Source organism: Pseudarthrobacter sp. 10T415, from assembly GCF_056394175.1.
Window position 1 is genome coordinate 496,082 of the sequence record NZ_JBFTHJ010000001.1, and the last position, 12,872, is coordinate 508,953.

The window sequence follows — 12,872 nt, forward strand, 5'->3', positions numbered from 1 at the left end:
ATTCGGGGGCGGCCTCATTGCCTCCTCCAACCCCGGGAATATTTGCTGAGCGCACTCAGTTATGAGTGTAGTCACCCGGAGAGATGCCGGGTGGTATGCGGGGCCTTCCGGTCCCCGCACCCTCCGCGCCAACCGGCGCGCACGGTTTACAGCCCAGGAAGGTTTCCACCATGTATTCACTCAATGGAGCAGTCGTACTCGTCACTGGCGCCAACGGCGGCATCGGCACACACTTCGTTCACAGCGCCCTGGCCCGGGGCGCCAGCAAGGTGTACGCCACCGCCCGTACCCCGCGCAGCTGGGATGATGAGCGCATCGTCCCGCTTGCCCTCGATATCACGGACCCGGACTCAATACAGGCTGCCGTAACGGCCGCGGATGACGTCACCGTGCTGATCAACAACGCTGGAGCCAGCGTCGCTACCCCGGGCATCCTTACCCATTCCGACGCGGAAATCCGAACCAACGTCGAGACGAACTTCCTCGGCCCCCTGTTCCTCGCCCGCGCCTTCGCACCGGTCCTGATAGCGAAGGAAAAGTCCGCGATGATCAACATCCACTCCGCGATGAGCTGGTACGCCGTTGGCGGCATATACAGTGCCACCAAGGCAGCACTGTGGTCTGTCACCAACTCGCTGCGCCTGGAACTGGCACCCGAAGGGGTGCACGTGGTGGGCGTCCATGTCGGCTATGTCGACACGATGATGGCTGCGCACGCCACGGATCCCAAGATGGACCCGGCCGATCTGGTCACCACGGTGCTGGATGCCGTCGAAGCGGGCGATTACGAGGTCCTCGCCGACCAGACGTCTGTGCAGCTCAAGGCCGGGCTCAGTGCCCCCATCGAGGCGCTCTACCCTCAACTTGCGCGCAGCAAGGCCTAAAGGCAGCCGCACCGCCTTGGGCCACGACGTAGCAGTGGCCCGACGTCAGCCCTATGAACACGACCCAGAAGGAGCAACACGCATGCGGGCTTTTGGTATCAAGAATTACAAGGAACCACTAAGCGAAATTGAGGTTGCCGAGCCGATAGTTGGCGAAGGGGACGTGCTGGTGAAAGTCCAGGCCGCCGGCCTCAACCAGCTGGACGAGAAGATCCGCACGGGTGAGTTCAAGCAGATCCTTCCCTACAAGTTTCCACTGGTGCTGGGCAACGACGTTGCCGGAACGGTGCTCTCAGTGGGCGCAGCCGTCCGCGGGTTCAAACCCGGGGATGAAGTGTACGCCCGCCCCCGCAAAGACCGAATCGGCACGTTTGCTGAGCGGATTGCCATGGCAGAGGAAGACGTGGCGCTGAAACCGGCTTCGATCAGCATGGTGGAGGCGGGATCACTGCCGCTCGTCGCGCTTACCGCGTGGCAAGCCCTCGTCGAGCGGGGAAACGTGCGTCCCGGGCAAAAAGTCCTCATTCACGCCGGCGCCGGCGGTGTGGGCACCATCGCCATCCAGCTCGCCAAGCACCTGGGTGCGACAGTTGCAACCACCGCGAGCCACCACAACGCCGCCTTCGTACGCGGCCTCGGGGCAGACACTGTCATCGACTACCGCAGCCAGGATTTTGAGCAACTCCTCAGCGGCTACGACCTCGTGCTGGACAGTCTCGGCGGGAAGACTCTGGAAAAGTCACTGCGTATCCTCAAACCTGGCGGCAAGGCCATTGGAATTTCCGGGCCGCCGGATTCCGGTTTTGCGCGCGAAGGCCGGCTGAACCCCGTACTGCGCGTGGCTATCGCAGCACTCAGCAGCAGGGTCCGCAGGCAGGCGAGGAAACTCGGCGTCAGCTATGAGTTCCTCTTCATGCGGGCCAGCGGCGACCAGTTGCGAAAGATCAGTGCACTGGTGGACGACGGCGTACTCCGCCCCGTCGTCGGGAAGGTCGCCAGTTTCGACGAAACGCCTGGGGCGCTGGAGTCCCTGGCTGCGGGGGGCTTCCGCGGCAAGGCGGTCGTCACAGTCGCCAACTGAGCTGGCCGGCCTCACTGCGCACATCCCGGCCGGAAGTGTCACCAAGACTGGTTGGATATACTCAATATTGAGTCCAGTCAGTTTGAGTCCAGAGGAATCGGATGCCTGTTACACCTCAACCGCTGGGACGAAGGGAACGGAACAAGCAGGAGAAGCTGGACCGCATTACGGCCGCGGCCACTGAACTGTTCGCCCAGTACGGGGTCGACGATGTCACTACCCAGCAAATTGCCGACAAGGCTGACATTGGCGCCGGAACCCTGTTCCTTTATGCCAGGAACAAGGGCGAACTCCTCCTCCTCGTGCAAAACGCCCACTACGCCGAAGCACTTGAGCGGGGCCGGGCCGAGGCTGAAACCATTCCGAATGTCCTGGGTGCGGTGATGGCCATCGTGAGGCCCATCGTGGAGTGCAACCGTGTCCAGGTCGATAACGGGCGCTTCTACCTGCGGGAAATGGTGTTCGGCGATCCGGCCGAGCCGCACCATGGCCAGGCCCTCTCCATCGTTGCCCGGACCGAGGAAGCCATCGCTGCCGCCCTGGGCCGCGATGGCCGCATCGCTACCGGCGACGCCGCAACGACGGCCCGGATCATCTCGGCAGTCATGTTCGTCACCATGGCCGCGAGCGTGAATGCGTCTTTGACCACCGCGGCGATTCTGCAGGACATAGAGGCGCAGGTCAGCCTGCTTGCGCGCCGATAATCCGCCCGGGTACCCGCGAATCCACCTCCGTGGCTGGTCGCTACGATGCCGAGGGTGCGTCCCGTCGTGCCGTCCGGGCGGTCAGGAAGGCCAGGCAGGAACCGATCAGGAGCAGGGCGGCACTCGTCAAGAACGCGCCCCGGTAGCCTACAGAGTCGAACAGCAGCCCGCCGAGAGTGGAGCCAATGGCGATTGACGTCTGTATTACTGCCACCATGAGGCCCCCGCCGGCTTCGGCGTTATGGGGCATTGCTTCTGCGATCCACGCCCACCAGCCGACAGGTGCCGACGTGGCCAGCAGGCCCCACAGACCGAGCAGCACCACCACGGCTGCCACCCAGGCACCCGAAGGCACAAGAGCCCCGGCGACGACAGCCATCAGCGCCGGAATGGCAATAAGTGTGCGGTAGAGGCCCTTACGGAGGACGCGTCCGATCAGGAGGGTACCTACGACGCCGGCACCACCGATCACCAGCAGGACAAGGGAAACGCCTGACACATCAATAACCGTCACTGTTTCAAGGAAAGGTCGGACGTAGGTGAAAAGGACGAACTGGCCCATGAAGAACGACCCGCAGGCTGCCATTCCCCAGGCGATCGGAGGGCTCTTGAGCGCGGTGAAGATGCCGAGGACATTTGCGGTGCCCGGACTCCGCTCGGCGGCCTTCATGGCGGGAAGGCTGATCCATTGCCAGACCAGTACGATCACGGCAATGGGCACCAGGCAAAAGAACGCCCCGCGCCAGCCAATGACTGACCCCAAGTAGCTGCCCAGCGGGGCTGCCAGGACCGTGGCAAGGGCGTTGCCTCCATTGAAGATGGTCAGGGCCCGGGCCACCTGGTGGGGCGGTACCAGACGCATGGCCGTGGCCGCCGACATGGACCAGAACCCGCCAATCACCACGCCGATGAGGGCGCGGCCAATCATGAACAAGGCGTATCCCGGAGCCAGCGCAACCATCGCACCTGAGATTCCCATGACCACCGTCAGCCCGAGCAGCAGCGTCTTGCGGTTCATCCTGCCGGCCAGTGTTGATATCGAGAGGCTGGTCAGGACAGCAAAGACTCCGGAGATGGCAATGCCTTGCCCGATCTGGCCCTCCGTGACGTTGAGTTCGGCGGCCATGGGGGTGAGCAGGCTGACGGGCATGAATTCGGAAGCAATCAGCGCGAAGACACAGAGTGACATCGCGAAGACACCTCCCCAGTGGGCGGGATGCGGCCGGGCGTCGTTGGGGTGTGGCCCGGTAGTCGTTGGGGACGTGGCACGAGGCATGGGGGTTTTCTCATCCTTTTCGGGCCTGGCTTCTTTGGGCCAGGCGTCACGGCCAGCATTGAAGCAGGATCAGCGGCGATTGGGTCAGTCTCATGAAAGCGGGTTCCGGGAGCCGTAGCCAGGGCTTTGCTGTAACGGGTTATGGCAGACCCTCCCTGCGTCTCCCTTCACCGGGTGTTACAGCATCAGATTGCTGCTGAGAGGCACGTCCCATGATGAGGCCCCTGCCGTCGTGGAGGTCCACGTGTCTGGCTGGGACGACAGGTCAGTTGCCGCGTCGACAGGTGCTTTGCTGCACCGACCAGCCGCTGACTTCCGAACCAGTCCTGCTAACTGGGTTCCTGCGAGGCCTCGATGGCAGGCAAGGCGGCCGCTGCCTGCTGCCGTGCCGTCGCGGCGAGGCTGGCCAGGAGCTTCAGCCGGTCTTCACTCGGTGAGCCGGGCTCGGCGGTGTAGATGAGAAAGGACAGTCCAGGTTCGGCGGTGAGTTCCATTCCCTCATAGGTGAGGGTGAGGTCTCCGACGTCCGGGTGGTGGAAGTTCTTCGTTCCGCTGCCGTGCCGGCGCACGTTATGGGCGCCCCAGCGGCTGCGGAAAGCATCGCTCCGGGTGCTGAGTTCACCGACGAGGTCGTGCAATTCCTTGTCGTGCGGGTCCCGTCCTGCCTCGGTCCGCAGGATCGCGACGCTCACGTCCGCTGCAGCTTCCCAGTCCGGGTAGAACTCCCGGGACCGTTGATCCAGGAAGTTGAAGCGGGCGAGGTTGCCACGGCCGGGCCCATCAAAAACCTGGCCGTAGAAGGCGCGCGCGAGGGCATTGGCCGCCAGGATGTCCATCCGGCCGTTGCGAACGAAGGCCGGGCCGTTCGTGATGGCATCCAGCGAACGGGTCAGGCTTTCCCTCGCAGCCCAGGCCTTCGCTTTACGCTTACGCACCGGCTGGGCGGCGCCGTTTGCGACACGGGCCAGGTCGAAGAGGTGCTCACGCTCCGCATCATCGAGTTGCAGCGCCCTCGCCACTGAATCCAGCACGGAGTCGGAGACCCCTGTGAGGTTTCCCCGCTCGATCTTCGAGTAGTACTCGATGCTCACGTCCGCCAGCGCGGCGACCTCGCTGCGGCGAAGCCCTTTCACCCGCCGGTGCCCGGAAACGGCAACCCCGGCCTGGTCGGGAGCGAGCTTAGCCCGCCGTGACATAAGAAATTCCCGTGCTTCATTCCTGTTGTCCACACACAGACCCTACGTCCACCCGGGCCTGCGAGGGATGCCCTGCTGGTACATCCTTCAGCAGGGACTCCCACGGGCGGGTAATCCGCGATGTCCTGTTAGTGGAAAGCCAGTAACTGCGACCCATTAACAGAGAAGGAGCGTACCCATGACCAGCGCATCGAAGAACGGGTGGACCGGCGGGCAGAACGCGTTCGGAGACTTTGCCCCGGGGCTTGTGCACTACACGGACAGGGTCCTCTTCGACGAGGTATGGGAGCGGCCTGAATTGTCGAAGCGGGACCGGAGCCTTGCCACAGTCGCTGCCCTGACCGCCATGGGCAACATCGACCAGCTGAACTTCCATCTGCCGTTCGCCCGCGACAACGGGGTAACCGAGGAGGAGCTCATCGAGGCGATCACCCACCTGGCCTTCTACACCGGCTGGCCGAAGGCAATGTCCGCCATGACCGTGGCAAAGAAGGTTTTCGGCACTGACGGACCGAACTAAACACAGATCAGGAGTCCCCATGAAACTGGGCAGCCCCGCAGCGCCTCCGGAGACACGTCCGGGCACTTCAGGCCCGCGTGCCGGCACCGCCCTCGCGGCGTCGGTCCTGGGTTTCTTCATGATCACCCTGGACGCGGTGGTGGTGAACGTAGCCCTGCCAAGCATCCGTGCTGACCTCGGCGGAGGCATGACAGGCCTCCAATGGGTGCTGGACGGCTACACGCTCATGTTCGCTGCGTTCCTGCTGTCCGCCGGCGCCTTTTCTGACCGCCTGGGCGCCAGGCGGTCCTTCGGCATTGGGCTGGTCCTGTTCCTCATCGCGTCGCTGGCGTGCGGTGTCGCCCCGGGCATGGTTGCCCTCGTTGCGGCGCGATTCGTGCAGGGCGCAGCGGCGGCCCTGATGTTGCCCGCGTCCATGGCCTTGATCGGTGAAGCGTACCCCGAGCCGGTGCGTCGGGCGCGGGCAATTGCCTTCTGGGCCATGGGTGGTGCCATCGCGTCCACCTCCGGACCAGTGATCGGAGGGCTGCTGAGCCTGGCGAGCTGGCGGCTCATCTTCCTCATCAACATCCCGGTGGGCGTCGTGGCGCTGGTCCTGCTTGCAATGACTTCCCGCTCGGCCCGCCACAGCGCACCGATCGACTGGATCGGACAAACGACGGCGATGCTCGCCATGGGCGGAATCACCTACGGCGTCATCGAGGCTGGAGCAGCCGGATTCGCTGCTCCGCAAGTAGCCATCGCGTTGACCGCAGGCTTCGCCGCGTTGGCCGCGTTCGCCGTCGGGCAGGCCCGGGGACGGCACCCCATGATACCGCCGGAGCTCCGCCGCTCACGCACTCTCCTTGTGGCCGCCGCCGCGGGCTTCGCCTTCATGGTCGGGTACTACGGGCTTCCGTTCGTGATGAGCCTGGACCTGCAGCAACACCGCGGACTGTCTGCGTTCCAGACCGGGATCGCGTTCCTGCCGATGATGCTGACCGGACTCATCATCACCCCGTTCAGCGCCCGCATCGTTGAGCGTTTCGGCGCCAGGCGCCTGGTGACGCTCGGATTCCTTGCTATGGCCGTGGGCTTGGCCGCCATTGCCCTCCTCCCTGCTGCATCACCCGTCTGGGTAGTCTCAGGGCTCATGGTGCTGGTGGGGCTGGCCGGGCCGCTGGTCATGCCGCCCATGACGGCGGCGCTGCTCAACGCCGTGCCCGGGAACTTGGCCGGGACGGCCAGCGGGATCTTCAACACCAGCCGGCAGTTCGGTGGTGCCCTCGCCGTCGCGGTCTTCGGTGCCCTGCTGGCAGAGCCAGCCACGTTCCACCCCGGGCTCATGGCCAGCCTCCTCATTGCGGCGGCGGTCGCATTGTGCGCCGCCCTCGCAAGCAGGCAACTCAACGAAAGGAACACCCCGTGAACTACAGGACCCTCCCCACGAGCGGAGACATCAACGCCCAGGGCCTCTCCCGCCGCCACATCATGCAGGCCGCCGAAGCAAGCCTCAAACGGCTCGGCACCGACAGGATCGACTTCTATTTTGTCCACGCCTTCGATGACAGCACCCCCATCGAGCAGACGCTCCGCGCCCTCGATGACCTGCAGCGGCAGGACAAGATCCTCTACCCTGCCCTGAGCAACTGGGCCGCGTGGCAGATCGCCACCGCCCTTGGCCTCTCCGCCCGGGAGACGCTGGCTCGCTTTGAACTCATCGAACCCATGTACAACCTCGCCAAGCGACAGGCCGAGGTTGAAATCCTCCCGCTCGCCCAGGCCGAAAACATGGGAGTCATCACCTACAGCCCGCTCGGCGGCGGCCTGCTCACCGGCAAGTACCGGGGCGGGCAGCCGCCTGCGGCCGGCCGGCTCGTGGATAACGCCCGGTACGCCGACCGCTACGGGCTCGAAAGCGACCGGACCACCGCCGAGCGCTTCACCGCCTTCGCGGACGACGCCGGGTTCTCGCCTGTGTCGCTCGCTGTCGCCTGGGCCATGGGCCACCCGGGCGTCACGGCACCGATCGTGGGCGCACGCAACCCCGCGCAGCTCGAAGGATCCCTCGCGGCGCTCGAGATCGACATGACAGCCGAGCTGCGGGCAGGAATCTCGGCCCTGTCACCCACTCCCGCCCCTGCCACCGACCGCGCCGAAACGATCGTAGGCAATTGGACATGACCACCCCGTCCTCCAAGGCCCTGGCACACCCCGCCATGACCACGGGACTCACACTTCTGTTCGCCGTGGCCGGGGGCGCCGCCAAGCATGCAGCCGGACCGGGACTTGCAGGATTGAAGTCCGCAGTTCCCGTGGAGGTGCTGTACCAGGGTTGCCGGCTAACCGCCGGTTTTGGGGGCCAGGATGATCTGTACGGCCTCGATCCGTTTGCCCAGACCCGTTGTTCCCGCAGTACCGCCGTCGGCCGCAAATGACTGCCAGCCCACATCCTGCACGTGGGCGCGGTAGTACACGGTGTAGTGGTTGGCCAGCTCACCGGTGAGCCTGACTTCAAACGCTTCCAGGCGGAGCCCCTGCCCAGTGGTGCCGATGGGATTGGTCGAGGAAGTCCACGGCTGCCAGCCGATGTCCTGGACATGTCCCCGCCATTGGATGTCGCCGCCATAAGCCGTACTGGAAACGGTGAGGCGGAGGGCCTCCACCCGCAGGGCCTGGCCGGTAGTCCCCGCGACCGTGCCATCGGAGACGTTCGTTGTCCAGCCGCGGTTCTGAACGTGTGCGGCATAGACGGCGGTGAATTGCGGAGCGATCTTTGGAACCAGGTCGATGGTTACCGCTTCCACCCGCAGGCCCTGCCCGACGGTGCCGGCCGTGGCACCGTCAACCACGTAGGGCTGCCAGCCGACGTTCTGCACGTGGGCGCGGTACCGGATGCTGTACTGCGAGGCGAGGTCCCCCGTCAGCCGCAACTCCAAAGCCTCCAACCGCAGACCGAGACCCGTGGTCCCGATGGGGGACGCCGCCGTCGTCCATGGCTGCCAGCCGATGTCCTGCACATGCCCGCGCCACAGGATGTCGCCGGCCAGGCGGTCTCCTGCCACCGAGAGGCGCAACGCCTCCAGCGGCAGTGACCGGCCGGTGGTGCCGGCGGTGCCGCCGTCGAAGACGCTGGGCTGCCAGCCGAGGGTGGCAACATGGGCCTGGTAGACGCCCGTGCAGGTCATGTCGTAGTCGTAGGTGCCGTCGGTCCATTGCGTGAGGTGGACGGTGCCGCCTGAGAAACTGGGATTCACGCAGAGGTCTGAAGCTTCACTGGCGACGTCGAGGCGCCCGGCCGGTGACCAGACCGGCACATCGGGAAGCTGCCACGATCCGGTGATGGCGTCCCAGGCGCTCGCATAAGAGTAGAAGCCGTGCGGGAACCCCGCGTCAGCCAGTGCGGCCAGGAGCCCGGCGATGACGTACCGGTTTTCCTGCCGCTCTGCGGCCGTTGAGCTGGGCCAGGGCTGTGCCGGGCGGGGCTCGACATCCACCCAGATCCGCTCCGGCCGCCACCCCACCCTGGTGAGGGACGCGAGGGCGGCGCGGCCCTCGGCGTACCCCACGTTGCGCAGCCGGTCCGAACGGACGGTTCCAGGGTAAGGGCCTCCGCCGCCGTAGGTGTCGTACTGGGCGGCGGTGGGGAACGTTGCCATGGCATACGCCTGCGCCCTGACGCCGCGGTCCAGCACCCACTGGTACTGCTGCTGCAGGCAGGGATTGTCGGTGAAGGCGAGCCCGCGTGTCAGCCCCACCACCAGGAACTCCGTGGTGTCCGGCGGCATCGGCAGCCCGCCGGGACACTGCGGCCAGGAGACGTCGTGACCATAGTCGACGGCCCGGGCCGGCGGAGCGAACAGCACCCCGAGCGCGAGCACCAGCAAAACCGCCAGGAGCCGGGGCATGGATGCCCGGGAGCGGCGGCCAGGTCGAAGAGCAGCAAGGCCGGCCATGATGGCCCCCCTCATTCAAAGGATGACCAAAATTATCCCACCCGGGGAGCGCCGCTGCCAGCGGTGGGAAGCAGTCGGGATTCGAGAAATCCCGCGACCCTTGCCACCCGGGACTTCCCCTACCCTCCACGTCCGGGAATCGGGGTCTACAGTTGATGCATGGCTCTCAGCCGCAATCCGCTCGACGACCTGCGCGAAACCATCGGCCACCTGACCGATCAGCTCAAGCTGCCCGGTTCGGAACGCGTCGACGACCTGATGGGTGACCTTATGGGCTCCAAGCCCGGGCCGGCCCGTCCGCTGGCCGAACTGCAGGCCGAGCTCGACGCGCTGGTCGGACTGGAGACCGTGAAGGAACAGGTGCGCGCACTCGTCGCACTGCTCCAGGTCCAGGCCCGCCGCAAAGCGCACGGCCTTCCGGAAGTGGCCACCTCTCAGCATTTGGTGTTCCTGGGAAATCCGGGCACGGGCAAAACCACAGTGGCGCGGCTCCTGGCCGAGATGTACCGGGCCGTTGGGCTACTGCAGAAAGGCCATCTGGTCGAGGTGGACCGATCGGGCCTGATCGGGCAGTACGTCGGCCAGACCGCCATCAAGACGGACCGGGTGATCCGGCGTGCGCTTGACGGCGTCCTGTTCATTGACGAGGCGTATGCGCTCGCACCGGAAGACGGCCGGATGGACTTCGGTCCCGAGGCGATCGAGATCCTGCTCAAGCGGATGGAGGACCACCGCCACCGCCTGGTGGTGATCGTGGCCGGGTACCCCAGGCTGATGGAGTCCTTCCTGCTCTCAAACCCCGGACTGCGCTCCCGGTTCGCCCGCGAAATCACCTTCCCCGACTACTCCGTGGACGCACTGCAGACGATCTTCCACCAGATGCTGGCCCAGCACGAGTACACCCTGGAACCGGGTGCGGACCAGATGCTGCACCGCATTTTCACAGGACTCCATGCGAGCGAGGACTCCGGCAACGCCCGGTTCGCCCGCACGCTGTTCGAGCAGGCAATCAACCGCCAGGCACTGCGGCTCTCCCTCGACGAGGAACAAAGCCTCGACGCGCTCGACCGTGAGGCGGTCATGACACTCACCGTGGACGACATCGTCCAGGCCGCGCTGGCCTTGGGAGAGGAACCGGAACCTGAACCGGAACCGACACCGGAGCCGGGGCGGCCACGCTGGTGGCGCTGGCTGCTGGCCTGACCACATCAGGGAGCGGCATCGGTAAGCCGATGTCAGCCACGGAAAGGGTCCTGGCGCAGGGCATCAAGGAAGGCGTCCAGGGCACGCCGCCCTTCGGGCGAACGCTAGGTGGTTCGCTGCCTGCGGTTCTTCCGGAGCCCTTTGACCACGAGGACCACGCCCAAAGGAACGGTGAATATCAGCACGAAGAGGGCACCGATGCCGCGCACGGAAACGCCGCTGCTCTCGTAGCCCACAACGACCGCTTTACCGGGATTGGAATCACTGTAGATCACGGTAACGTCCCCGCCGACCACGGGGTGCTGGTCATGGTCAACGGAAGCAAAAGTCGAGTAACCAAGGCCGTCAGCCGCCATGTACTCCACAGTAATTTTTCGGTTCGACGCCTTCCGTACGTCGGCGAAGTCCACAATGGAGCCTGTGGCGTGAATGCCGGTGCGCGCGAGCTCCTCATCCGAATCGGTCACCGAGGAGCCGATCCCGATCAGCACCGGTCCCGCCAGGAGCAAGATCGCGACGAACGCGAAGCCTCCCAGACGGGCCCAGAAGGTCTGGCGTTTTGGCGGTACGACGGTATCAGAGGAGCTCACGGCGTCCATTCTTCCTGATAGTGAGTGAGAGACCGCCGGCGGGGCCAGCCTCACATGACGGGCGCCTCCCGGTCAGCCGGGTGTGGGCACCTTGCGCATTGCATGCTACTTCCGCGTCATGGTGACCCTGGCGCCATGTCCGCCATCAGCGCTGTCACCCACGCAAATCTGGGTCATGCTGTTGCTGTCGCGGTTCGTCATGCAGGTCCCGTCACCAGATCCTTCGAACTCGAACTCGTCGATGCTCTGACCAAGGCGTGAGGCAACTTCGTCAACGGTTACTTCGTGGTCAACCGCCCACGCCGCTTCCAGTCTGAGGCAGTGGGTGTCGATGGAAAGGCAACCGGGGTCAACCTTTCGCTGAAACCGATACGTTTCAGTCCAACCGTCCCCCGGTACGTTGTCCACTGCAGCGCTCATGGCCGCTGCCTTCTCGGCCTGACTTCCGCCGCCTCCGTTGACCTCCCTCACCAAGGCCGAACAGCCGGCAAACACGAAAATTCCACAGATAGTCAGGAACACAGCGATGATGCCAAGGATCCATCCCGTCCTGCCTTTCTTGCTTTTCTTGGGTGGAGGAGGAGCCCAATGCTGGGGATACGGCCTTGGATTCTGTGCGTAGTGGTGCTGGGGCGGATTGGGAGGTTTATGCGGGTACTCCGGACCCATACGTTTCTGCGGCTCCATACTGCTCCCCCAATACTTTTGCGCCCGGTTCTTGACCGATGACGGCGCGTTACCCTGTCCGCTTCTTTCCGAGACGATCATGCCATGTCATGTCGCACCTGCCGCCCCTTCGCTCGAGCTATTTTCAATTAGTAAGCAATATGAGTACCGACTACTCGTGTCCATCCGCAAAAATGCCCGTAGCGTCGCGGGTAGGCCCGCGATCACGCACTTGCAACGGGTAACAACACAGGAAAATTGGGGGCAAAAGTGCACGGATCATTGCCAGGGAATACCAAGCGACATAGGAGCCCACGTTCCGGACCGGCTATCCGCCGACTCCGTCGTGAAGCGATGGGGCGGACCACAGCCGGAGTGCCGGGACAACTTCAATGAAGGAAATGCACGCCCTGGGACATCCACTTTTGGAAAGCACCGTTCTGGACCGGCTGCGGGATGGGGACGACAACGACTCGGACATATGGCGGCTCTTCATCCGGAACTACATCGGGCTGCTCCCCCGCAGAATCGAACGCGTGCGGCTATGCCTGACCAGTGCGGACTTTGAAGGAGCGATGGACTCCGTACTCAGCCTCCGGAGCTCGAGTGAGATGGTGGGCGCTGAGCGCCTGGCCGCACTCACAGGCCACCTTCAGGCCGCGCTGCGTACCGCCAGCGAACACGACGTCACCACCGCCTTGCCCGGAATGGCGCGGGCGCATCTGGACGACCTCAGCAGATGCGCCATCCAAACGAAGAACCGGCTGCTCCAGGTCCTTTCCTAGGCGAGCGAAAAACTTTCTTATCCCGAACTTTG

The 12,872-nt window shown here is 64.7% G+C and carries 13 protein-coding genes; 8 read left to right on the forward strand and 5 right to left on the reverse strand.

Annotated features, from left to right (window positions below; all coding sequences use genetic code 11):
* The first annotated feature begins 170 nt into the window (after nt 1-170).
* The 3 genes from AC1DBN_RS02270 to AC1DBN_RS02280 all read left to right on the forward strand — a co-directional run bounded on the left by AC1DBN_RS02270 (nt 171) and on the right by AC1DBN_RS02280 (nt 2,669).
* Entirely contained in the window at nt 171-884 is a 714-nt protein-coding gene (locus tag AC1DBN_RS02270) for an SDR family oxidoreductase (RefSeq protein WP_314213202.1), read from the forward strand.
* Between the two features lie 82 nt (nt 885-966).
* On the forward strand, nt 967-1,965 hold the full coding sequence (locus AC1DBN_RS02275; RefSeq protein ID WP_314213205.1) for an NADP-dependent oxidoreductase: 999 nt from the start codon (nt 967-969) through the stop codon (nt 1,963-1,965).
* A 101-nt stretch (nt 1,966-2,066) separates the two neighbouring features.
* Nucleotides 2,067-2,669: a TetR/AcrR family transcriptional regulator gene (locus tag AC1DBN_RS02280; protein ID WP_314213208.1), complete on the forward strand. Its 603-nt coding sequence runs from the start codon at nt 2,067-2,069 to the stop codon at nt 2,667-2,669.
* 40 nt (nt 2,670-2,709) lie between these two features.
* On the opposite strand, the gene AC1DBN_RS02285 is transcribed toward AC1DBN_RS02280, so the two are convergent.
* Together AC1DBN_RS02285 and AC1DBN_RS02290 are read right to left on the reverse strand one after the other, a co-directional pair.
* The gene (locus AC1DBN_RS02285) at nt 2,710-3,945 is read right to left on the reverse strand and encodes an MFS transporter (protein ID WP_477722501.1); all 1,236 of its coding nucleotides are present in this window, start codon (nt 3,943-3,945) and stop codon (nt 2,710-2,712) included.
* 329 nt (nt 3,946-4,274) lie between these two features.
* A complete protein-coding gene (locus AC1DBN_RS02290) occupies nt 4,275-5,174 on the reverse strand; it encodes a helix-turn-helix transcriptional regulator (RefSeq protein WP_314213215.1) in 900 nt (299 codons plus the stop codon).
* 145 nt (nt 5,175-5,319) lie between these two features.
* Here AC1DBN_RS02290 and AC1DBN_RS02295 point away from each other — a divergent pair, with 145 nt between their 5' ends.
* Genes AC1DBN_RS02295 through AC1DBN_RS02305 form a run of 3 tightly spaced genes read left to right on the forward strand, consistent with a single transcriptional unit; the run spans nt 5,320 to nt 7,824 of the window.
* The gene (locus AC1DBN_RS02295) at nt 5,320-5,661 is read left to right on the forward strand and encodes a carboxymuconolactone decarboxylase family protein (RefSeq protein WP_314213217.1); all 342 of its coding nucleotides are present in this window, start codon (nt 5,320-5,322) and stop codon (nt 5,659-5,661) included.
* A 19-nt stretch (nt 5,662-5,680) separates the two neighbouring features.
* Nucleotides 5,681-7,069, forward strand: coding sequence for an MFS transporter (locus AC1DBN_RS02300; protein WP_314213219.1), 1,389 nt, complete (start codon nt 5,681-5,683; stop codon nt 7,067-7,069).
* A complete protein-coding gene (locus tag AC1DBN_RS02305) occupies nt 7,066-7,824 on the forward strand; it encodes an aldo/keto reductase (protein WP_477722502.1) in 759 nt (252 codons plus the stop codon). Before AC1DBN_RS02300 ends, AC1DBN_RS02305 begins: the two co-directional genes overlap by 4 nt.
* A gap of 158 nt (nt 7,825-7,982) precedes the next feature.
* Here AC1DBN_RS02305 and AC1DBN_RS02310 read toward each other — a convergent pair whose 3' ends face one another.
* A complete protein-coding gene (locus AC1DBN_RS02310; protein WP_477722503.1) occupies nt 7,983-9,596 on the reverse strand; it encodes a hypothetical protein in 1,614 nt (537 codons plus the stop codon).
* A gap of 159 nt (nt 9,597-9,755) precedes the next feature.
* Between AC1DBN_RS02310 and AC1DBN_RS02315 the strand changes: the two genes are divergently transcribed.
* Entirely contained in the window at nt 9,756-10,799 is a 1,044-nt protein-coding gene (locus tag AC1DBN_RS02315) for an AAA family ATPase (protein ID WP_091719867.1), read from the forward strand.
* Between the two features lie 104 nt (nt 10,800-10,903).
* On the opposite strand, the gene AC1DBN_RS02320 is transcribed toward AC1DBN_RS02315, so the two are convergent.
* Both AC1DBN_RS02320 and AC1DBN_RS02325 read right to left on the reverse strand, forming a co-directional pair.
* Nucleotides 10,904-11,389 carry a DUF3592 domain-containing protein gene (locus AC1DBN_RS02320; protein WP_091723967.1) on the reverse strand — a complete coding sequence of 162 codons (486 nt, stop codon included), beginning with the start codon at nt 11,387-11,389 and terminating at the stop codon, nt 10,904-10,906.
* A 105-nt stretch (nt 11,390-11,494) separates the two neighbouring features.
* Nucleotides 11,495-11,809, reverse strand: coding sequence for a hypothetical protein (locus tag AC1DBN_RS02325; protein WP_477722504.1), 315 nt, complete (start codon nt 11,807-11,809; stop codon nt 11,495-11,497).
* Between the two features lie 638 nt (nt 11,810-12,447).
* Between AC1DBN_RS02325 and AC1DBN_RS02330 the strand changes: the two genes are divergently transcribed.
* On the forward strand, nt 12,448-12,840 hold the full coding sequence (locus tag AC1DBN_RS02330; protein ID WP_157693456.1) for an Hpt domain-containing protein: 393 nt from the start codon (nt 12,448-12,450) through the stop codon (nt 12,838-12,840).
* Nucleotides 12,841-12,872 lie beyond the last annotated feature (32 nt).

Excerpts from the sequence above, each read along its gene's own strand:
- AC1DBN_RS02270 (WP_314213202.1), top strand. The coding sequence starts at position 171 with ATGTATTCACTCAATGGAGCAGTCGTACTCGTCACTGGCGCCAACGGC.
- AC1DBN_RS02280 (WP_314213208.1), top strand. The coding sequence starts at position 2,067 with ATGCCTGTTACACCTCAACCGCTGGGACGAAGGGAACGGAACAAGCAG.
- AC1DBN_RS02310 (WP_477722503.1), bottom strand. The coding sequence starts at position 9,596 with ATGGCCGGCCTTGCTGCTCTTCGACCTGGCCGCCGCTCCCGGGCATCC.
- AC1DBN_RS02300 (WP_314213219.1), top strand. The coding sequence starts at position 5,681 with ATGAAACTGGGCAGCCCCGCAGCGCCTCCGGAGACACGTCCGGGCACT.
- AC1DBN_RS02285 (WP_477722501.1), bottom strand. The coding sequence starts at position 3,945 with ATGCCTCGTGCCACGTCCCCAACGACTACCGGGCCACACCCCAACGAC.
- AC1DBN_RS02315 (WP_091719867.1), top strand. The coding sequence starts at position 9,756 with ATGGCTCTCAGCCGCAATCCGCTCGACGACCTGCGCGAAACCATCGGC.
- AC1DBN_RS02275 (WP_314213205.1), top strand. The coding sequence starts at position 967 with ATGCGGGCTTTTGGTATCAAGAATTACAAGGAACCACTAAGCGAAATT.
- AC1DBN_RS02330 (WP_157693456.1), top strand. The coding sequence starts at position 12,448 with ATGAAGGAAATGCACGCCCTGGGACATCCACTTTTGGAAAGCACCGTT.
- AC1DBN_RS02295 (WP_314213217.1), top strand. The coding sequence starts at position 5,320 with ATGACCAGCGCATCGAAGAACGGGTGGACCGGCGGGCAGAACGCGTTC.
- AC1DBN_RS02325 (WP_477722504.1), bottom strand. The coding sequence starts at position 11,809 with ATGAGCGCTGCAGTGGACAACGTACCGGGGGACGGTTGGACTGAAACG.